Source organism: Microbacterium kyungheense, from assembly GCF_006783905.1.
GTDB lineage: Bacteria > Actinomycetota > Actinomycetes > Actinomycetales > Microbacteriaceae > Microbacterium > Microbacterium kyungheense.
Map to the genome: position 1 here is coordinate 534,977 of NZ_VFPE01000001.1, position 20,357 is coordinate 555,333.

General features: G+C 71.9%; 19 protein-coding genes. 11 read left to right on the top strand and 8 right to left on the bottom strand.

The window, feature by feature from the left end; all coding sequences use genetic code 11:
• The first annotated feature begins 27 nt into the window (after positions 1 to 27).
• Genes FB391_RS02400 through FB391_RS02420 form a run of 5 tightly spaced genes read left to right on the top strand, consistent with a single transcriptional unit; the run spans position 28 to position 5,327 of the window.
• Entirely contained in the window at positions 28 to 1,047 is a 1,020-nt protein-coding gene (locus FB391_RS02400) for an ABC transporter permease (protein WP_141892679.1), read from the top strand.
• Positions 1,044 to 1,979, top strand: coding sequence for an ABC transporter permease (locus FB391_RS02405; protein ID WP_141892680.1), 936 nt, complete (start codon positions 1,044 to 1,046; stop codon positions 1,977 to 1,979). Before FB391_RS02400 ends, FB391_RS02405 begins: the two co-directional genes overlap by 4 nt.
• Positions 1,976 to 3,649 (top strand): ABC transporter ATP-binding protein, encoded by a 1,674-nt coding sequence (locus FB391_RS02410; RefSeq protein WP_141892681.1) that lies wholly within the window; start codon positions 1,976 to 1,978, stop codon positions 3,647 to 3,649. Before FB391_RS02405 ends, FB391_RS02410 begins: the two co-directional genes overlap by 4 nt.
• Positions 3,646 to 4,401: a copper homeostasis protein CutC gene (locus FB391_RS02415; protein ID WP_221886272.1), complete on the top strand. Its 756-nt coding sequence runs from the start codon at positions 3,646 to 3,648 to the stop codon at positions 4,399 to 4,401. Before FB391_RS02410 ends, FB391_RS02415 begins: the two co-directional genes overlap by 4 nt.
• On the top strand, positions 4,401 to 5,327 hold the full coding sequence (locus FB391_RS02420) for an ROK family protein (RefSeq protein ID WP_141892682.1): 927 nt from the start codon (positions 4,401 to 4,403) through the stop codon (positions 5,325 to 5,327). The genes FB391_RS02415 and FB391_RS02420 overlap by 1 nt, the downstream gene beginning before the upstream one ends.
• Before the next feature lie 18 nt (positions 5,328 to 5,345).
• On the opposite strand, the gene FB391_RS02425 is transcribed toward FB391_RS02420, so the two are convergent.
• Entirely contained in the window at positions 5,346 to 5,933 is a 588-nt protein-coding gene (locus FB391_RS02425; protein ID WP_141892683.1) for a helix-turn-helix domain-containing protein, read from the bottom strand.
• A gap of 177 nt (positions 5,934 to 6,110) precedes the next feature.
• On the opposite strand from FB391_RS02425, the gene FB391_RS02430 reads away from it, so the two are divergent.
• A complete protein-coding gene (locus tag FB391_RS02430) occupies positions 6,111 to 6,827 on the top strand; it encodes an ABC transporter ATP-binding protein (RefSeq protein WP_141892684.1) in 717 nt (238 codons plus the stop codon).
• On the top strand, positions 6,824 to 7,618 hold the full coding sequence (locus tag FB391_RS02435; protein ID WP_141892685.1) for an ABC-2 transporter permease: 795 nt from the start codon (positions 6,824 to 6,826) through the stop codon (positions 7,616 to 7,618). The genes FB391_RS02430 and FB391_RS02435 overlap by 4 nt, the downstream gene beginning before the upstream one ends.
• Positions 7,619 to 7,631: 13 nt before the next feature.
• On the opposite strand, the gene FB391_RS02440 is transcribed toward FB391_RS02435, so the two are convergent.
• On the bottom strand, positions 7,632 to 8,495 hold the full coding sequence (locus tag FB391_RS02440) for an aminoglycoside phosphotransferase family protein (RefSeq protein WP_141892686.1): 864 nt from the start codon (positions 8,493 to 8,495) through the stop codon (positions 7,632 to 7,634).
• 169 nt (positions 8,496 to 8,664) lie between these two features.
• Here FB391_RS02440 and FB391_RS02445 point away from each other — a divergent pair, with 169 nt between their 5' ends.
• The 3 genes from FB391_RS02445 (at position 8,665) to FB391_RS02455 (ending at position 10,830) form a co-directional block, all read left to right on the top strand.
• Entirely contained in the window at positions 8,665 to 9,396 is a 732-nt protein-coding gene (locus FB391_RS02445; protein ID WP_141892687.1) for an alpha/beta fold hydrolase, read from the top strand.
• A 78-nt stretch (positions 9,397 to 9,474) separates the two neighbouring features.
• The gene (locus FB391_RS02450; protein WP_141892688.1) at positions 9,475 to 10,347 is read left to right on the top strand and encodes an SDR family NAD(P)-dependent oxidoreductase; all 873 of its coding nucleotides are present in this window, start codon (positions 9,475 to 9,477) and stop codon (positions 10,345 to 10,347) included.
• Positions 10,348 to 10,356: 9 nt separating this feature from the next.
• Positions 10,357 to 10,830, top strand: coding sequence for a MerR family transcriptional regulator (locus tag FB391_RS02455; RefSeq protein WP_141892689.1), 474 nt, complete (start codon positions 10,357 to 10,359; stop codon positions 10,828 to 10,830).
• An 84-nt stretch (positions 10,831 to 10,914) separates the two neighbouring features.
• Here the strand turns inward: FB391_RS02455 and FB391_RS02460 are convergent, their stop codons facing one another.
• Genes FB391_RS02460 through FB391_RS02485 form a run of 6 tightly spaced genes read right to left on the bottom strand, consistent with a single transcriptional unit; the run spans position 10,915 to position 19,181 of the window.
• On the bottom strand, positions 10,915 to 12,399 hold the full coding sequence (locus FB391_RS02460) for an arylsulfatase (protein ID WP_141892690.1): 1,485 nt from the start codon (positions 12,397 to 12,399) through the stop codon (positions 10,915 to 10,917).
• Between the two features lie 24 nt (positions 12,400 to 12,423).
• Positions 12,424 to 14,586 carry an alpha-N-acetylglucosaminidase gene (locus FB391_RS02465; protein WP_141892691.1) on the bottom strand — a complete coding sequence of 721 codons (2,163 nt, stop codon included), beginning with the start codon at positions 14,584 to 14,586 and terminating at the stop codon, positions 12,424 to 12,426.
• Positions 14,583 to 15,968: a Gfo/Idh/MocA family protein gene (locus FB391_RS02470; RefSeq protein WP_141892692.1), complete on the bottom strand. Its 1,386-nt coding sequence runs from the start codon at positions 15,966 to 15,968 to the stop codon at positions 14,583 to 14,585. The genes FB391_RS02465 and FB391_RS02470 overlap by 4 nt, the downstream gene beginning before the upstream one ends.
• Positions 15,965 to 16,834: a carbohydrate ABC transporter permease gene (locus FB391_RS02475; RefSeq protein WP_141892693.1), complete on the bottom strand. Its 870-nt coding sequence runs from the start codon at positions 16,832 to 16,834 to the stop codon at positions 15,965 to 15,967. The genes FB391_RS02470 and FB391_RS02475 overlap by 4 nt, the downstream gene beginning before the upstream one ends.
• A complete protein-coding gene (locus FB391_RS02480; protein WP_141892694.1) occupies positions 16,831 to 17,790 on the bottom strand; it encodes a carbohydrate ABC transporter permease in 960 nt (319 codons plus the stop codon). Before FB391_RS02480 ends, FB391_RS02475 begins: the two co-directional genes overlap by 4 nt.
• A complete protein-coding gene (locus tag FB391_RS02485; RefSeq protein ID WP_141892695.1) occupies positions 17,787 to 19,181 on the bottom strand; it encodes an ABC transporter substrate-binding protein in 1,395 nt (464 codons plus the stop codon). The genes FB391_RS02480 and FB391_RS02485 overlap by 4 nt, the downstream gene beginning before the upstream one ends.
• A gap of 176 nt (positions 19,182 to 19,357) precedes the next feature.
• On the opposite strand from FB391_RS02485, the gene FB391_RS02490 reads away from it, so the two are divergent.
• Positions 19,358 to 20,338 (top strand): Lrp/AsnC family transcriptional regulator, encoded by a 981-nt coding sequence (locus FB391_RS02490; protein ID WP_185842900.1) that lies wholly within the window; start codon positions 19,358 to 19,360, stop codon positions 20,336 to 20,338.
• The last annotated feature ends 19 nt before the right edge of the window (positions 20,339 to 20,357 follow it).

Sequence of the window (20,357 nt, forward strand, 5' to 3'; positions counted from 1 at the left end):
CCGGCGACACGAAGCAGAGGAACAAGCATGACCACGGCGACCGCGCAGAGCGTGCGGCCCCCAGCCAAGGCTGCGGGCAACAGGTTCGGCATCTGGATGTTCTTGGGGCGGCGCGCCGTCCAGGGACTCATCGTCATCCTGATCGTGACGCTCATCGTCTTCGCGCTGCTCAACCTGGCGATGCCCGAGGGCCCGGCCCTCGGCATCCTGGGGATGCAGGCGACGCAGGAGCAGATCGATGCGTTCAACGCGGCCAACGGCTATGACCAGCCGCTGTGGCAGCAGTACCTCACCTTCTTGTCGCACCTCGCCGTCGGCGACCTGGGCGATTCGTTCACACTGAATCGCCCGGTCGCCGACGCGATCGGCCAGCGTCTGCCCAAGACGCTGCTGCTGGCATCCCTGTCGATGATCGTGGCGCTGATCGTCGCGATCCCGATGGGCATCTACCAGGCGGTGCGTCGCGGCAAGGCCGGCGACTACGCCTTCACGACGTGGAACTTCGTCATCTACTCGACGCCGTCGTTCTTCCTCGGGCTGATCCTCGTGATCGTCTTCTCGCAGTGGCTGGGCTGGTTCCCGGCCCTCGCGCCGCAGGGCGACACCGTCGCGGACGTGCTGGCGAACCCCGCGGGGCTCGTGCTGCCCGTCGCCACGGCGGCGCTCGGCATCATCGCCACCATCTCGCGCTACATGCGCTCGGCGACGATCGACAACCTGTCGGAGGACTACGTGCGCACGGCGCGCGCCAAGGGCACGCCGAAGGCCGTCGTCGTGCGCCGCCACGTCGTGCGCAACTCGCTCACCCCCGTGATCGCCATGCTGGGCTACTACCTGCCCGTCATGTTCGGCGGCATGATCGTCGTCGAGTCGCTCTTCAACTACCCCGGCATGGGCCTGCTCTTCTGGACGAGCGCCCAGACCGGTGACTACCCGGTCCTGCTCGGCTGCGTCATGGTCATCGCGATCGCCACCGTCGTCGGCTCGCTCCTCGCCGACCTGGTGCAGGCCCTGCTGGACCCCCGTACCCGAGGGGAGCTGTCATGACGACCGTCACCACTCCTGCCGCCGACACCGCCGCCACGACCCCGGCCGGAGCCGCGAAGGCAGCCAGGACCGCCAAGGGCTCGGGTTCGCCGTTCCGCCGCGGACTGCGCCGCTTCACGCACAACCGCCTGGCCGTCTTCGGCCTCATCATTCTCGGCTTCTTCCTGGTGTTCTGCTTCATCGGACCGCTCGTCTACCCGACGGACCAGGTGCACACCGACCTCTCGAGCACGATGCTCCCGCCGGGCACCGACGGACACCCGCTGGGCACCGACGACGTCGGCTACGACGTGCTCGGCCGCCTCATGATCGCCGGCCAGGTGTCGATCATCATCGGCCTCGCGGCCGGGGTGCTGGCCACCGTCATCGGCACGCTGTGGGGCGCGATCTCGGGGTACGTCGGCGGCGCCGTCGACGCCGTGATGATGCGGATCGTGGATGCCGGCATCGCGATCCCCGCGACCTTCCTGCTGCTGATCCTCTCGGCCATCATGAAGCCGTCCGTGCCGCTGATGATCGTGGTGATCGGGCTCGTGTCGTGGCTCGTGCCCGCGCGTCTCGTGCGCGCCGAGTCGATCTCGCTGAAGTCGCGCGAGTACGTCCTCGCCCTGCGCGCCATGGGAGGCACCCACGGTCGTGCCGTCATGAAGCACATCGTGCCGAACACCGTGGGCACCATCGTCGTGAACGCGACGTTCCAGGTGGCCGACGCGATCCTGCTGGTCGCGTACGTCTCGTTCCTCGGCATGGGCCTGCAGAAGCCCGCGACCGACTGGGGCGCCATGCTCACCGGCGGCATGCAGTACACCTACGCCGGAGCCTGGTGGCTGATCTTCCCCGCCGGTCTGTGCATCGTGCTGGTCGTCGTCGCGTTCAACGCGATCGGCGACGGCCTGCGCGACTTCTTCGATGTGAAGGGACGCGACCGTTGAGCGCGAACGCACCGCTGCTGAGCATCCGTGACCTTCAGGTCACGTTCCGCACCGACGACGGCCCGGTCGAGGCCGTGAAGGGCATCGACCTCGACATCCGCGCCGGCGAGGTGCTGGCGCTCGTGGGCGAATCGGGGTCGGGCAAGTCGGTCACCGCCATGTCGATCCTGCAGCTGCTGCCGTCCACGGCGACGCGCACGGGGTCGATCTCGCTGGACGGGCGGGAGCTCACCGCGCTCAGTGAGGCGCAGATGAACGACGTGCGCGGCCGCGAGATCTCGATGATCTTCCAGGAGCCGATGACCGCGCTCAACCCGTCGATGCGGATCGGCGATCAGATCGCCGAGGCGCTGCGCAACCACGCCAGCATGACCAGGGCCGAGGCGCACGCGCAGGCGGTCGAGCTGCTGCGCCGCGTCGGCATCCCCGAGCCCGAGCGCCGGGCCGCCGGGTACGCGCACGAGATGTCGGGCGGCCAGCGGCAGCGCGTCGTCATCGCCATCGCGCTCGCGTGCGGCCCGAAGCTCATCATCGCCGACGAGCCGACGACGGCCCTCGACGTGACGGTGCAGGCCGAGATCCTCGACCTCATCCGCGACCTCGCGACCGAGCGGGGAACGGCATTCCTGCTCGTGACGCACAACATGGGCGTGGTCGCCGACATCGCCGACCGGGTCGCGGTGATGTACCGCGGCGACATGGTCGAGGTGGGCTCGACGACGCAGGTGCTGCGGCATCCCGAAGCGGCGTACACGCAGCGGCTGCTCGCGGCCGTACCGCGCCTGCCCGAGGCCGACGAGGTCCAGCCGGCCGCTGAGCCGACCGCTGCCGGTGCCGCGCCCGTGCTGTCGCTGACCGAGGCGAGTGTCACCTACCGCAAAGCCGGCCAGAACTTCACGGCGCTGGATGCGGTGTCGGTCGACATCGCTCCCGGCGAGATCCTGGGCCTGGTGGGCGAGTCGGGTTCGGGCAAGTCGACGCTCGGCAAGGTGGCCCTGGGCCTCGTCCCGATGTCGGGCGGCGAGCTGCGGCTCTTCGGCGAGAAGGTCGGCCACGGCGGCGTGCGCGGTCGTGCCGAGCGACGCCTGCGCGGCCGCGTGGGCACCGTGTTCCAGGACCCGGGTTCGAGCCTCGATCCTCGCGCCACCGTGGCCGACGCCATCGCCGAGCCCCTCATCGTGCACCGCGCGTCGCACCCGCTCTCGGGGCGCGACCGCGCGGCCCGGGTGCGTGAGCTGCTTGAGGCCGTCGAGCTTCCGGCGTCGTATGCGAGCCGCTACCCGCACGAGCTGTCGGGCGGTCAGCGTCAGCGCATCGGCCTCGCCCGCGCCATCGCCCTCGAGCCCGAGCTGATCATCGCCGACGAGCCCACCAGCGCGCTCGACGTGTCGGTGCAGGCCGCCGTGCTCAAGGTGCTGCGCGAACTGCAGGAGCGCATGCGCTTCGCGTGCCTGTTCATCAGCCACGACCTCGCGGTCGTGCACGAGTTCTCGGATCGCGTCGCCGTCATGTACGCCGGGCAGATCGTCGAGCTGGGGCGCACGGACGACGTGCTGCTGCGCCCGCAGCACCCGTACAGCAAGCGGCTGCTGGCATCCGTGCCGGTGCCCGACCCGGTGGTGCAGGCCGACCGCCGGCTGGCTCGCCTGACGACGCGGAGTGCCGCGTGAGGGCAGTGCCCGCGATGGAGCTGATCGCGCAGGATGCCGCGGCGGTGCGTGTCGCCGTCGAGATCGGCGCGGCGCGCGTCGAGCTGTGCCAGGCGCTCGCGCTGGGCGGTCTGACGCCGTCGATCGCGACGATCGAGCACGCGGTGGCCGCGGCCGGGGGTGCCGTCGAGGTGCACGCCCTGATCCGCGTGCGTCCCGGCGGCTTCCGCTTTGACGATGACGAGGTCTCGGTCATGGCCGACGACGTGCGCGCGGCCGTCGCGGCGGGGGCGTCGGGCGTCGTCGTCGGCTGCCTCGACGCGGACGGCCGGTTCGCCCACGATCAGATGAGTCGATTGAAGGATGCCGCCGGCTCGGCCGGGTTCGCCGCCCACCGGGCCGTCGACGTGGCGCAGGATCCGCTCGCGGCGATCGAGGACCTCGTCTCGCTGGGCGTCGGCCGAGTGCTGACGTCGGGTGGGGCATCCACCGCACTCGCCGGCGCCGCGACGCTCGCGGCGATGGTGGCGCGCGCCGACGGGCGCATCGACGTGATGGCCGGCGGAGGCGTCACCGCCGATTCTGTCGATGCCATCCTGTGCACGGGTGTGCCCGCGATCCACTTCTCGGCCAAGCGCACCGTGCGCGACGACTCCGGCGTGAGCATGGGCTCCGCCGAGACCGGCGGCGTCGGCTCGTACGACGCCGTCGACGCCGTACTCGCGCACAGCATCGCCGCGGCGGTCCGTTCCTTCGGGGGCGGTGCCGACTGATGTCTGACGCTGTGGTGCTCGGCCTGGATGTCGGAGGCTCGAGCGTGAAGTACCGGCTTGCCTCGGCGACCCCTTCCGAGGGGATCCCCGAGGCGCTCGCGCAGGGAACGGTGAGCACGCCGAAGCACGATCCCGTCGCGGGCCTCGCGGCGATCGCGCGGGACGTCACCGCACTGCACCGGCTGGTCGCCGTGGTGGTGGGGATACCGGGGCTCGTCGACGAGGCATCCGGAACCGTCCTGCGCTCGGCCAACCTGCCTGCCCTCGACGGGCTCGCCCTTGGCCCTGCCCTGTCGGCCGAGCTGGAGGTCCCGGTGGGCGTCATCAACGACGGCCGCGCGGCGGCGGTCGCCGAGGCGCGGTGGGGTGCGGGGTCGCGCGAGCGCGACGTCTTCACGCTGGCCCTCGGCACCGGCATCGCGGGATCCCACATCGTCGACGGCCGCGTCGTGGACGGTGCGCACGGGATCGCCGGCGAGCTCGGGCACGTGGTCGTCGAGCCCTCCGGGGCGCGGTGCGCGTGCGGGCAGCGGGGCTGCCTCGAGACGGTCATCGGCGCTCCGGCGCTGCGCCGGGCCTGGAACCGGGCCGGCGGCCACGGCTCACCCAAGGACCTCCTCTCCGCGTACGAGGCGGGCGACGCGCGCGCGGCCCGCATCATCGAGCGGGGCGCCGCCGCCCTTGCCGATGCCATCCTCACGCTGCTGGCGCTGGTCGATCCCGGCGTCATCGTGATCGGCGGCGGGCTCGCCAGCGCGCCGCACCGCATCGTCGAGCGCGCCGCCGCCCTGGTGGCCGAGCGGGCCACGTTCCACCGTGTTCCCGCCATCGTGCCCGCGATCCTCGGCAAGTGGGCCGGCGCCGTGGGTGCCGTCTCCGAGGCACGCGAGCTCGCCGGCTGTGTCGTCGGGGCCTCCGCCGGCTGAGCAGCGGAGGAGCGGGCGTCAGACCTCGGGGTCCGGGGTCCGCCGGTCTGCCGTGTCGACGGCGGGGTCGGTGTCGGCCGCGGGATCGGTGTCCGGCGTGAGCACAGTCGCGAGCATCACCCGGCGCCGTTCGCCCCTGGGCGCGAAGAACGGCGACAGCAGCTCGGCGAGCCCGGCCTGGATCCGTGCCAGGTCTTCCGCGTCGACGTACAGCGCCGTCCGGGCGAATCCGGAGTAGTCCCGCAGGCCGGGGTCGCCGGCGACGAAGCGGTCGAAGTCGGCCGCCACCTCGCCGAGGAACGTCAGGAACGCGGTCCGCAGCTGGGAGGCGTCGACGCGCCGCAGTTCCTCGCGGTCGACGTGGGCCATTCGGTCGCCGAGCGCGAGCGTGCGCTCGACCGCGCCGCGGACGCGGCGCTCCTCGACGACGGTGAGGATGCCCGCGTCCACGAGCGTCGCCACGTGGCGGTACAGCGTCGCCTGCGTCACATCCGGCAGCGCGGCGCGCAGCTGCGCCGTCGTGAGGCTGCGCCCACCCAGCTGCTGCACGATCCGCAGTCGCACCGGATGCAGCACGACATCCGCGATCGAGGGCTCGTCGGCCATCCGTGCTCCTTCATTATTATCAACGTGATAATGTTCTCGACGTCGTAACGATTCTACGCAGGAGGACAGGACGATGACTCAGCTGGAGTGCACGGGAGAGGGCGGGCCGCTCCGCTCGACCGCGGGGGCTTCCTCGGTGACGGGCACGCGGCCCGTCGCGGGTGCGGGGGTGCTGCGATGAGCGCCGCGATCCAGGTCACCGGTCTCCGGAAGGCGTACGGTCCGGTCGTCGCTGTGTCGGACGTGGGATTCGTCGCCCATCCCGGCCGCGTCACCGGCTTCCTCGGCCCGAACGGCGCAGGGAAGTCGACGACGCTGCGGATGCTGCTCGGCCTGGTGCGCCCCGACGCCGGGTCGGCGACGATCGGCGGTCGCCGTTATCGGGACCTCGCCGCGCCGGCACGCACGGTCGGTGCGGTCCTCGACCTCGCCGGCGCGCACCCGCGCATGACGGCTCGTGCGCACCTGCGGACCCTCGCCGCGCTGAGCGGGCTCGATCGGCATCGCGTCGACGTCGTGCTGGCAGAGGTGGGTGCTGAGGACTACGCCGACCGCCGCGTCGGCGCCTTCTCGACGGGCATGCGCCAGCGGCTGGCACTGGCGTCGGCGCTGCTCGGCGAGCCCGAGGTGCTGGTGCTGGATGAACCCGCCAACGGGCTCGACCCCGCCGGCATCTCATGGATGCGCGGGTTCCTCCGTCACTTCGCCGCCCGGGGCGGGACCGTGCTCGTGTCCAGCCACCTGCTCGGCGAGGTCCAGCAGGGTGCGGACGACGTCTTGCTCATCGATCGCGGGGCGGTCGCGTGGTCCGGGCCCATCGAGAACCTCGTGCCATCCGGCGGCTCGCTCGAGGACGCCTTCCTGCGCCTGACGGGTTCGGAGGTCGCCGCGTGAACGCCGTACGGGGCGAGTTCGCCCGGATGCGGGCGACCCGGCTCCCGCTCTGGACCCTGCTGGCCGCCGTGTGCTGCGGTGGCCTGCTGCCCGGGGCGCTCGCGATCGTCGGGCCTGAGAACGCCAACCCGCCGATGCCGGGTCTGGAAACGCCGGAGGGTGCGGCCCTGCTGCTCGGACTGGGCGGCGTGCTCCTGTTCGTACCCGCGCTGATCGGAACGCTGGCGGTCACCGGCGAGTACCGGCACCGCACGATCGGCACGACCCTCCTCGCGGTCCCGCGGCGCGGGGTCGTGCTGGGCGCGAAGCTGGTGGCCTACGCGGTCCTCGGCCTGGCGTACGGGATCGTCTCGTCGCTGACCGCAGGACTCGTGCTCGTCGGCGCCGCCGGCGTGCGCGGCGTGCGGCTCGGCATCCCCGCGGATGCGCTCGTCACCGTCCTCGCACAGCTCGCGCTCGCCGCCGCGGCCTACATGCTGATCGGCGCGGCGATCGGGGCGATCGCCCGGAACACGATCGTCGCGATGGGCATCGTGCTCGGGTACTTCTACTTCCTCGAGTACGTGCTCATGCTGATCCCCGGCGTCAACGCGCTCTACCCGTACCTGCCGGGCGGTGCCACGGCGTCGCTCACGCGGTTCACGTTCCTCACCGACGCGATCGCCGCCGAGACGTCCCTGGCCTCGGCGCCGCTGCTGTCTCCGCCGGCCGGCGCGGCCGTGCTCGTCGCCTACGCGCTGGCGGCTGCGGCCGTCGCGGTGCTCGTGCCGCTGCGCAGGGATCTGCGCTAGATGTGCTGCCCAGCTAGACCAGGGGGTCGGCGAGCACCTCGGCGAGGATCCGCCGGTGCTCGCCGCCCTCGTCGGGGCTCGACTGCCCCGACAGCACGACCAGCGACTTCCACAGCGCCCACCCGCGCGCCCGCCGCCACGTCGCGTCGTCGAGGCCCGCGGACTCGCGGAACGCCCCGCGCGCCTCGCCTTCGAAGTGCGTCCACGCCAGGACGAGGTCGCACGCGGGGTCGCCGACGCCGCACGTGCCGAAGTCGATGACCGCGCTGAGCCGTCCGCCCCGCACCAGCAGATTGCCGACCGCGATGTCGCCGTGGAACCATACCGGCGCCGAGGTCCACACGGTCGTGGTCGCGGTCAGCCAGATATCGGCGCACGCTTGGGCGTCGACATCGAGCCGCTCCAGCGCGGTCTGCACCTCGTCGCTGTAGGCGCTGGGGTGGCTGCCGCGATAGAACGAGTGCCGGCCCGCGGCCGTCCCGGCGCCGGTGGGCAGGGCGCGCAGTGCCGCCAGCATCCCTCCGACGTCCTTCGCGAGGGCGACCCGGTCGAGAGGGGATGCCGCCTCCACGGTGTCGCCCGGCAGCCAGCGCCGGACTGACCACGGGAACGGATAGCCGTGCCCCGGTGCGCCGATCGCCACGACGCCCGGCACGGCCACGGGGAGGCGGCCGTCGAGGAAGCGGAGTGCCCGCTCCTCCTTCTCGACCGCGGCCGCGTACTCCTCGGCGCTCGGCAGGCGCACCGAGAGGTCGTCTCCGAGACGGAACGTGCGGTTGTCCCACCCCTGGCGCGCCACCGGGCGCACCGGGAGGTCGGCGAGGTCGGGGAACTGCTCTGCGAGGAGCGCGGAGACGAGGCCGGCATCGATGTCCATCCACGCCAGCCTGGCAGGTCCGGGCGCGAGTTCGGCAAGCGTTTCGATATCGGCACTGGTGCCCGCCCGAGCCCGACCCCTATGTTGTGGCTAGCGCGTCTGGGGCAGCACGTGACGTGACTGATTCATCAACCGTCGCCGGAAGGCGACATCACCGATGGGAAGTCATATGTCTGAAACCACACCCACCATCGTCCTCGTGCACGGCGCGTGGGCGGACGCCTCCAGCTGGAACGCCGTGAGCGTGCCGCTGCAGGCCGAGGGCTACACCGTCCTCGCACCGCCGAACGAGCTGCGCGGGCTGCAGTCCGACGCGGCGTACATCGCGTCGTTCCTGGCGCAGCGCACGAGTGGCCCGGTCGTGCTCGTCGGGCATTCGTACGGCGGCGCGGTCATCACGAACGCCGGTGCGCAGGGCGGCGATGTGCGGGCGCTCGTCTACGTCGACGCGTTCATCCCCGACGAGGGCGAGACGGTCGTCGGCATCCTCGAGGGATCCAGCTCGGCGCTCGCGGTCGCCGACCCGACGACGGTGCTCGACGTCGCCGGATACCCGGGTGCCCCGGAGGGAGCCGCCGAGGCGTTCCTCAAGCCCGAGACGGTGCACACCGCCTTCGCGCAGGACCTGCCCGAGGCCGACCGCTGGACGATCGTCGCGACCCAGCGCCCGGCATCCTTCGTCGCGAACGTGACGCCGTCCGGCCCGCCGGCCTGGAAGACGATCCCGAGCTGGGCCGTGCTCGGCACCGACGACCTCGTGATCCCGATCGACGTGCAGCGCCGCATGGCCGAGCGCGCCGGCGCGACCGTCACCGAGGTCGACGCGTCGCACGTGTCGATGGTGTCGCAGCCGGAGCCGACCCTCGCGGCCATCCGCGCGGCGGCGGCCTCGATCGGCTGACACCCCGAGCGGACCCCGGGCTCGCGATCCCGTCGCCGGCTTGCCTTCGAGCGCACTCGAAGCCGTAGCGTCGCGTGCATGACGACGAACACCGGCACCAAGGTCTGGATCATCACGGGCGCGAGCTCGGGGCTGGGGCTCGCGCTTGCGCGGGCCGCGCTCGACGCGGGGGAGCGCGTGCTCGGCACGGCGCGGCGCGCGGCACGGTTCGACGCGCTCGCCGCTCAGTACGGCGACCGCTTCGTGGGGGTGGAGCACGACGTGCGCGACACCGACGGCGCCGCAGCCGTGGTGCAGCGGGCCCTCGAGGTCTTCGGCCGTGTCGACGTGCTCGTCAACAACGCCGGCGTCGGTCAGGTCGGCGCGGCAGAGGAGGTGGCGGATGCCGCGCTGCGCGACATGCTCGACCAGCATCTGTTCGGCCCTGCGGCGTTCGTGCGCGCGGTCATGCCGCATCTGCGGGCACGGGGCACGGGGGCCATCGTGCAGATGAGCAGTCAGGGCGGACGGATGTCGTTCCCGGCGGTCGGCAGCTACTCCGCCGGGAAGTTCGCGCTGGAGGGGTGGTCCGAGGCGCTCGCGGGCGAGGTGGCGCCGTTCGGCGTGCGCGTGCTGATCGTCGAGCCCAGCCGGTTCCGCACCGGGTTCAACGCCGCCGACGTACTGAAGACGGCCCGACCGGACGCATCCTACGGCGGCGTGACCGGCGCGGTGAGGGCCAACATGGCCGAGGCCGACGGCATCCAAGAGGGCGATCCGGTGCGGGCGGCCGCAGTGATCCGCGACGTCCTCGAGCGCGACGACGCCCCGCTGCGGCTGCCGCTCGGGGCCGAGGCGGTGCGCAATCTCACGCGGGTCTACCGTCGCGCGCTCGACGACGTCGAGGCGTGGGCGCCGCTCAGCGAGTCGGCCGACTTCCCCGGCGTGCCAGCCGCTGTGCGGGCGTTCTAGCATCGACGCATGGCCACCGACGCGCTGCTCGGACGCATCCTCGACGCCGACCCGGGATCGCCGGACGCCGGCGTCCAAGCACTGCTCGCCCTGCACAGCGACCTCGTGCTCGACCCGGACCTGGCGCCGCCGAGCATCGCCGACACCGCGCGCCTGCTCGGCCTGTCGACGCACACGCTCCGCTACTACGAGGACCAGGGGCTCGTGCATCCTGCGCGCAACGACTCCGGATACCGCGAGTACTCCGCCGAGCATCTGCGCCGGCTGGTGTTCGTGACGCGCATGCGCGTGTCGGGCATGAGCATGCGCGACCTGACACGCTACGTGGCGCTCGTCGAGCAGGGGGACGAGACCATCCCCGAGCGTCGGGGCATGATGTTCGCGCAGCGGGAGCGCGTGCTGCGGCAGCTGCGCGAGCTCACGCTGGCGCTGGAGACGACCGAGTACAAGATCCGCGAGTACGGCGCGAACCCCGAGGGCTGACGCCTCGGACGGTGCTCTCGACCGAACGACGGAGTGGATGCCGTCGCCCGGCGCGACGGCATCCCCCCGACGCGACGGGCCGCGTCAGACGGGCGCGCGTCGATGGGCGGCCGCGGGCGACACCAGGGGAGGACGGTCGTGCTGAGGGACGAGCCGCCCCCGCTCGACCAGGCCGGACTGCCGCGGAGCCAGGATCTCGGCCAGGCGGCCGCGCCACTGCCGGACGTCGGCCGCGTACTCCGCGCGGACCGCGAGATCGTGCCGCTCGTAGGGGTCGGCGGCGAGATCGAACAGCTGCTCCTGCGGCGCGCCGGGCGCATTGCGGGGGAACCACACGAACTTCCAGCGCCCGTCGGTGAGGTACTGCATCTCTTGCGACGGGTCGTAGCACGTCGCGTGCTCGCCGTGCACGACCTCGCGCCACGCGATGTCCTCGCCGCGGATGAGGGGCAGCACGCTCCGCCCGTCGATGCCTGCCGGAGCGTCGACGCCGCACACGTCCAGCACCGTCGGCATCACGTCCTGGAGGCACACCGGCTCGTCCGCGGTGCGGGCGTCCGCCGGCGTGCGCAGTGCGGCAGGAAGGCGCACGAGCAGCGGCACGTGCGCCGACCCCTCGTAGGCATAGGTCTTGCGCCACAGATGGTGGTCGCCCAGCATGTCGCCGTGATCCGAGACGAAGACGATCAAAGTGTCGTCGTCCAGCCGGCGGTCGCGCAGCACCCGCATCAGCCGGCCGATCTGGTCGTCGATGTGGTGGATCAGCCCGGCGTATCCGGCCCGGGCGCGCCGGATCTCGTCGTCGCTGCGCCGGCCCCGCCACGCGTTGACGTCGGCCCGTTCGACGCCGTCGACATCGTGGAGGCGCGCCCAGTCGCCGACGGCGGCGTCGGGGATCATCCCGGCCCGCGCGCGCTCCAGATTGTGGTCGTAGTGGAACGCCGGCGGGTCGTACGGCGAATGCGGCCGTGCGAACGACGTCATCAGGAAGAACGGCCTCGTCGGGTCGCGGCGCTCGAGGAACCGGATCGATTCGGTCGCGGTCCACGTCGAGGGATGCAGGTGCTCGGGCACGTGGGACGGCCGCGCCATCCACGAGTTGACGTCGACCCCGTGGTCGCCCTGGCGGACGTCAGCGGGGGCGTTGCGTTCGAACCACGCCGTGTAGTCCGACACGAAGCGCTCGTCCTGCACCCGCAGCGACTCGTCGAGCACCGTCTCGTCGAACCCGTAGCGCGCCCGCTGCGGCGTGAAGTGCATCTTGCCCACGCCGTGCGTCTGGTAGCCGGCCGCTCCGAGCACCTCGGGAAGGGTGCCCGTCAGTCCCGCCAGCGGCGGCTGACCGAGTCCCATGCCGAGGATGCCGGTGCCCCACGGATCGCGGCCCGTGAGCAGCGACGCCCGGGCGGCTGTGCACGACGGGGTGCACGAGTACGCGCTGCGGAAGCGGGTGCCTGCAGCGGCGAGGTGATCGAGGTGCGCCGTCGGCGCGAAGCCGCCCTCGCACGAGAGCGAGTCCCAGCGCTGCTGGTCGGTGACGATCAGCAGCACGTTCGGCGGTGTGGTCACGATGCATCCCCTCGCTTGCCGCGCTCAGAGTCCGAGCCGGTCCAGCGCCGCCGCCGCGACGGCGAGCGGCGGGGCCGACGACGTGTCGTCGCTGCCGATCGCGCCGCGCCACGACTCCTCCAGCTGCACGATCCGCGCCTGCAGCACGGCCTCGTCGGGTGCGGTGACGTCGTCGGCGGCGTCCGCGAGCCAGGCGGCCCATGCGTCCCAGCGCGGGATGTAGAGGTCGCGGACGAGGCCCGACCAGTGCCGGCCCGAGTAGTCGTGGAGGCCGCTCGTCTGATGACCCCAGACCGACACCAGACTGCGGGCGTCGCGTTCCATGGCGTCCGCCTCGGCGACGTCGCCGCCCCACGAGCGGGCGGCGGCGATCCACGTCGACACCCGGGACTCGGGGCGCGTGGCCGCGAGCTCGTCGAGGGTCCGCAGATCCTCGTGCAGCCGTGCGGCGTGCGCGCGCAGCTCGGCGCCGTCGTGTGCGGCCGCGGCGGCGAGGACGCCGCGGATGTGCGGCCGCAGCCGCTGGGCGATGACGTGTCCGGTCAGCTCGACGACATCGTGTTCGAGCGCCTCGCGGTGCCGGGCACGATCGCCCAGGCCGATCAGCAGGCGCGCCGCGTGCGCGATGACCGGCAGGTCGCCGAGCACGGCGGGGTCGTTCTCGGCGTCGATGTTCGCAGACATCCGCGTGGGCGCAGTGGGCAGCGCCTCACCGGCCAGGCGCTGCGTCGCGAACGGCGCCGACGCCGTCCACGGGCGCGCGATGACCGGGGAGGGGATCGACCGGGTGCGGCCCGGCCCGTACAGCGTCGCGCCGAGCAGTCGCCACGCCTCGCGTGCGGCCGGGTCCTCGACCCCGTAGCGCTGCACTGCGAACTCGTCGAGCCACGCGTCGACGTCGACGTCGCGCCACACCGCGTCGGCGGCCGCCTCGTAGAACACGGTGTTGTTCTCGATGGCCTCGGGGGCGAGCCCCACGCCTTCGAGGCCTTCAGGCCGGAGCGCCGACAGCTCCGCGACATCCGCGGCCAGCCCGCGCAGATCGCCGAACAGCGCGAACCGCCCGCCGAAGTTGTGGACGGCGGTCCAGATCCAGCGCCGCCCGTGCATGCCGCCGCGCCACATCGGGGCGTGCTCGCCCCACAGGTCGATGAGCACGAGACGATCGTGGGGGACGCCCGACAGGTACGCCGCGATCCGCTCCGTCGACCAGAAGTCCCGGTGGTAGTGGAACGGCCATCCCTGCAGCAGCCACGTCGCGCGCGGGTGCACCGCGGCCAGCGCCCGATGCACGCCGACGCCGGCGCGGGCGAGCTCCTCCGGCTCGCCGGTGGGCGGCAGCGACTCGATGTACGGATCCACGGCGAACCAGGGCTCCGCGCCGGGGTCGCCCAGCAGCTCGCGCTGCGCGTCGAGGAACCTGCGGACGAACCGGGCGTACGCGGGGGAGGCGGGGGCGAGCAGGGGCGTGCGCCATCCCTGCCATTCGATCTCGGCGGCGTCCTCGCCGGCGAGCGAGGCCGGCACATGCCCGCCTGTGACCGGCAGCACCGGTGTCATCCCGAGCTCGCGGGCGCGAGCGAGGATCCGTCGGGCCAGTTCCACGCGCCGCTGCGCCCAGGTCGCGGGCAGCGGCCCTCCGAAGTCGTGCAGGCCGCCCATCGACATCCACGGGATCGTCGCGGCCCCGCCGATCCAGGCGTGCGCCTCGTCGACTCCGACACCCGATCGCCGCAGTGCTTCGGACAGCACGACCTCGTACGCGGTGAGCACGAGCGGATGCGTCACCCCGTGCAGCGACATCCAGTCGAGCTCCCGCTCCCAGCGCGGCCAGTCCCAGAACGCCGTCGAGTAGCCGTGCGTCACCACGTTGAGGTGGTAGCGGATGCCGAACGGCGTCGCCTGCGCCGTCTGCGGCGCGTCCGGCCAGGAGGTCCAGCCCGACCCGATGCGCGGCGACTCCCACGTGATGCGCTCGCCGTGGGACTGCAGGTATCGGGCGAACGCGCTCGAGGCCGCGGGAAGGTCCGTGCCGCGCAGCGTGAGCGTGCCGCCGCGGGCGTGGAACGAGCCGGAGGCCGCGGCATCCCGATCCGGCTCCTGCCGTTCGATCCGCACGCGCGACGAGTCGCCGCCGACACGCTCGACCAGCGCTCGCAGCGGACCCGCGAAGTGCGGCTCGCTCATGCTTCCACAGCGCCTTCCGCCTCGCGGGCGATGTCGAGTCCGGACGACCACGCCGCGAAATCGACCGGGGCACCCGACAGTCGCGACTCCTCGGCCGCGAAGGCGATGAGGTGGCTGTCGAGCGCGGTGGCGAACGAGAGCTCGCCCTCGCCGACGGTGCCCGCGACGAGCGCGTCGACGAACTCGGCCATGAGCGCTGCGTCGCCGCCGGCGTGCCCTGCGTGGTCGCCCAGGTCCGCGTTGGGCATGGTGACCCGAAGGGTGTGCCGCTCGTGTCCCATCGGCGGCTTCGCATGCATCGTGTGCGAGGCCAGCGGCAGATCGTCGGGAAGGGTCGCCGTCGGCGAGAACAGATCGACCACGATCTCGCCGCTCTCCATGTGGCCGGTGAGCTGCCCGGCCGAGCCGGTGATCGCGACGTTGCGGGTGTTCTCGGCGGTGAACGCCGAGGCGGTGAGGGTCGCCGTCAGCCCGCCCGGGAACATCATCGTGGTCTGCTGGTGATCGGCCACGTCGTTGTCGCTGCGGTACACGCAGCGCCCGTAGTCGCCCGTGCGCAGTGCGGCGAGCCGGCCCGCCGGCGACGTGTCGGCGCCGAGCAGGTGCACCGGGTGGCCCGACACCCCCGCCAGCGCGTCGATGTAATAGCGCGGCGCGTAGAACGGGCAGCTCGCGGCCACGGGGCAGCCGTCGAGGCAGAAGTCGGGAGCGCCCGGGGGGGCGTTCTCGGGGCGGAACCACGTCAGCTCGCCGATGCTGTAGACGGACTCCGGTGCGGCACCGGCGATCCACCGGATGAGGTCGAGGTCGTGCGACGTCTTGGTGAGCACCATCGGCCCGGCCTGCGCGGTGCTGCGCCAGTTGCCGCGCACGTACGAGTGCGCGAAGTGCCAGAAGCCGATGTTCTCCCGCACCTCCAGGGTCATCGGGCGTCCGATCGCCCCCGACTCGAGGATCCGCTTGACCGAGCGCCAGAACGGCGTGAATCTCAGCACGTGACCCACCGCCAGTCGTGACGAGCCTGTTGCCGCATGCCGTGCGAGGCGGGTGAGCTCATCGAGGGTCGGTGCGGCGGGCTTCTCGAGCAGGAACGGCACGCCGGCCTCGGCGACCGCGATCGCGACGTCGACGTGGAGGGCATCGGGCACGGCGATCACCACACCGTCCACCCGCAGCGCGGCGAGGTCGGCCACGACGTCGCACCAGTCGCCGTACTGCGCGGCGCCCCCGGCTTCGGCGGCCAGCGCCGCGCGCCGCTCCGGCGAGACGTCGGCCACCGCCACGATGCGCGCGCGATCGGGGTGCTCGATCGCCCAGCGGCCGTAGGCGTCGCGTCCGCGCCCGCCTGCGCCGATCACGACGAGACGCTGCTGTCGGGTCATTTCTCCGCTCCTGCCGTGAGGCCTTCCACGAGGTATCGCTGCGCGATGAAGAACAGCACGATGACCGGCGCCGTGACGGCCAGCGAACCGGCCAGCAGCACCGTCACCGGCACATTGAAGTCGGCGAGCTGCGAGATGCCGAGCGGGGCGGTCCACAGTTCGCGGTCCTGCACCAGGAACAGCAGCGCGTAGAAGTACTCGTTCCACGCGATCATGAAGACGTAGATGGCAGTCGCGACGACGCCCGGGAGTGCGATGGGCAGCACCACGCTGCGCAGCATCTGCGGCAGCGACGCGCCGTCGACGATCGCCGCCTCCTCGACGCTCTCGGGCAGCGCCTGGAAGTAGTTGCGCAGCATGTAGATCGCGACGGGCACAGTGGTCGCGACGTAGACGAGGAACAGTCCGACGAGCGACCCCGTCAGCCCGGCCTTCGCGAGGAGGACGAACAGCGGCACCGACAGCACGATGCCGGGGAAGAGGTAGACGCCGAGGATGATCCCGTTCACGAAGCCGCGCCCGCGGTAGCGGAGCCGCGCCGCGGCGTAGGCGCCGAGGATCGAGACCACGATCGACAGCACGACGGTGCACGCGGCGACCAGCAGCGAGTTGAGGACGAACCGCCCCAGGCCGAAGCCGCCCTGTGCGGGGTCGAGCATCGCCGTCGTGTAGCCCGAGAAGTCGAGTTCGTCCCATGCGGGGATGAGGTCGAGCGGCGCCTGCACGATCGACGTGTACGGGCGCAGCGAGAGCACGAAGCCGTAGAGGACGGGGCCGAGCGCGAAGATCAGCGCCAGGGCGATGACCGCCACGCGCCCTGCGGTGGCCGCGGGGTGCGGGCGCAGCGGAGACCGGCGGCGGGTCATTCGAGGTCCACCTTTCTACGCGAGAGGATGACGTAGACGGCCAGCAGCGAGATGAGCACGACCGACATGAGCAGCCCGTAGGCCGCCGCGCTGCCGATGTCGGCGCGGGTGACGAGCTCGGTGTACACCTTCAGTGCCATGACCTGGGTGCCGCCGGCCCCTTCGGTCAGCAGGTAGATCTCGCTGAAGCTCTGGAACGTCCAGATGAACCGCAGCAGGCACAGCAGGAGGATCACGCCCTTCAGCTGCGGCAGGACGATGCGGCCGGTGATCTGCATCCCGTTCGCGCCGTCCAGCGCGGCCGCCTCTTCGATGCTGGGCGAGACGCCCTGCAGCCGTGCCGTGATGAACAGGAACGACAGCGGCGCCGAGGTCCAGATCTCGAACGCCACGACCACCAGCAGAGACAGCGGGATCGGGATGCCCCACACCTGCGCCGTGGTGGTGTTGAGGAATCCGATCGACTGCTCCCACCCCAGCACCTCGCGGCCGAACGCGTTGATCACGCCGTACTGCGGGTTGAGCATGGTCTGCCAGATCGTGACGGCGGCGATGACCGGCAGCACGTAGGGGACGAGCAGCAGGGCACGCACCATCCCGCGGCCGCGGAACGGCCGCCGCAGCGCCAGCGCCAGCACGAGCCCGAGGCCGACCGAGCCGACCATCGTGAGCGTGGCGTAGAGGAGCGTCGTGCCCAACGCCCGCCAGAAGGCGGGGTTGCCGAGCGCGCGCCGGAAGTTGTCCAGCGACCAGTCGATCGGCTGGGTGCCGAGCTTCGGGATGTCGACGAGCCGGATCTCGCTGAACGCGAAGATCACCACCAGCACCAGCGGGAGGAGAGAGGCGAAGACGATGACCAGGAAGGTCGGGGCGGTCAGCAGCAGACCGTTGCGGTTGTCCCGCTGGGAGCGGCTGCGCGGCCGCCCCCAGCGGTGACGGAGGACTCCCGTGGTCACAGGCCGGCCTGAACCTCCTCGACGGCCGCCTTCATGGCGGCTGTCACCTCGTCGGCAGGAACTCCGTTGTAGAGCTGCTCGATCTGACCCGAGAGCACGCCCTGGCTGGAGACCAGGCCGGCGAGGGTCGCGTCAGGCGTCCCCATGCCCCACAGGTAGACCGAGTTGATGCCGTCGCGCATCCCGTCGACGAAGTCCTCGCCGTAGAGGTCGACCGACGTCTTCTGCTGGTCGGGGCCGATGCCGAGCCCGCCCCACGCCTCGATGAACTCGGTCGGGTTGTCGGCCGAGCCGTTGCGCAGCGGGATGCGGCCCTCGGTCGCCACCGCGAGAGTGTCGACGTAGCCCGTGCTCATGACGTACTCGATGTACTTCTGTGCGGCTGCCGTGTTGGCGCCGGTGGGGATGCCGTAGCTCAGGATGGCGCCGTACTGGGCGGGGTCGTCCTCGTCGAGCACGGTGATGAACTCGGTGTTGTCGGCCAGGAAGGTCGGCTGTGCGGCGCACTCGGGGCACGTGGCCGGCGTCGCGGGGTCCAGGCCCGCCAGCTCGTCCAGGATGTGCGTCGAGAACAGCAGCATGGCGGCGTCGCCGTTCAGATACGCGGCGCGGGCGCTCGTGACGTCGAAGTCGCCGGCGACCGACGAGTCGCGCAGCCGGAGGAACTGCTCGGCAGCCTCGGTGCAGGCGTCCGAGTCGATCGTGACCTCGCCGTCCTCGACCAGGTCGCACCCGGCGCTCTGGAAGATCGACTGGATGCCTTCGGTCGCGGACGCGGTGCCGGCCTGGGTCCCGAAGGCGAGGCCGGTGATCCCGAGCTTCTCCTTCACCTCGGTGGCGGCGTCGGCGAGCTCTTCGACGCTGGTGGGGACGTCGACGCCGGCCTGCTCCAGCAGGTCGGCGCGATACGCGATGAGGTGCGTCCAGCCGTCGCTGGGGACGGCCGAGATCTGATCGTCGATCGTCACGGCGTCGATGGCGTGCTCGTTGAACGTGTCGAGCCCGAGGGTCTCGACCGTCGCGGTGGCGGCATCGGCGTCGAGGAGGCCCTGCGACGTCCAGGCGCCGGTCTGGCTCGACGAGTGCAGGATGACGTCCGGCACGTCGCCGGTGGCAGAGCCGGTGACCAGGGCCTGGTCCTGATCGGCGCCTGCCATGGGCACCACCTCGACCTCGATGCCGGTCTCTTCGGTGAACGCGGCGGCGACCGCCTCCTGGGCGGCGAGGCGATCGGGTGTGGTCTGCGGCGTCCAGAAGACGACGCTGCCGCTCGCCTCTCCTGTGCCGGTGTCGTCGGTGTCGGGGGTGCCGGCGGAGCAGCCGGCCAGCAGGCCGATCACCGCCGCCATCGCGAGTGGAGCCACGAGACGCTGTGTGGGGGTCCGGGTCATTGCATCACTCCTCTTGTCGTGGCGCGAGCGCCGGGGGAACGGGGCGAAGCGGCGCAGCGTCCATGCTGGGCCGACGGTGCGATCATTCCGCCAGGCGAGCAATCTCGTAGAGATCGAGCGACAGAATGCAAGAAAGCACCTCTGTCGACGCTACTCCTGAATGTAAGGTGCCTCACGTGGACGATCTCGACCGCCGGATCACCGGTGCGCTGCTGGCCAACCCCCGCGCCAGCAATGCGCAGATCAGCGACGCCGTCTTCACCTCGGAGGCCACGGCGTCGCGGCGCGTCGCGCGGCTCGTGCGTGATGGTGACGTGCGTGTCATCGGGGTGCTCGACGGCGAGGCGACGGGACGATCGCGGTCGCTGTTCGTCCGGCTGCGCTGCCGGCCGGGCGAGGCGCACCGCTCCGCGCAGCGCATCGCGGCGTGGTCGGCGTGCGGCTCGGTCAAGCTCGTCACCGGGAGCGTCGACTGCATCGCCGAGATCGGATACACCTCGAACGACCATCTGCTGGCCCTCACGCTCGAGCAGCTGCCGGCCCTCGACGGGGTGCTGGCGGTGTGGAGCAATCAGGTGATCCGGCGCTTCGCGACGCCGCACAGCTGGCTGCCCGACCTGCTGCCGGACGAGATCGTCGAGCAGCTGCGCGCACAGCGCCTCGACCCGTGGGCCGACCCGCTGCCGGACCGGCGGGTCAGGACCGATGCGCTCGACGAGCGCATCGCCGCCGCGCTGGCAGAGGACGGACGGCTCGGGTGGCAGCGGCTGGGCGAGCTGTGCGACGTCAGCCCGGTCACGGTCCGGCGCCGGGCCGAGGCGATGATGGCGTCGGGCGCGCTGCGCATGCGCACGGTCATCGAGCCCGAGCGCATCGGCCTGCCGGTAAACGCCTTCGTCGCCCTGAGCGTGAACCCGACGCAGCTCAGCCGTGCCGGCGAACTGCTGGCGGGGCATCCGTCGGTCCTGATGATCTCGGCGACCACCGGCGACCGCAATCTGTGCGGCGAGGTCGCCCTCGCCTCGGATGCCGCCCTGTACGCGTTCATCTCCGAGACGATCGGCGGGCTGCCGGGGCTGCAGCACGCCGACGTCGCCGTGGCCCTGCACTCGCTGAAGCGCGCGGGACGCACGCGGCACCTCACCGCCGTGCGGTGAGCCGCCGGCCCGCCCGCCC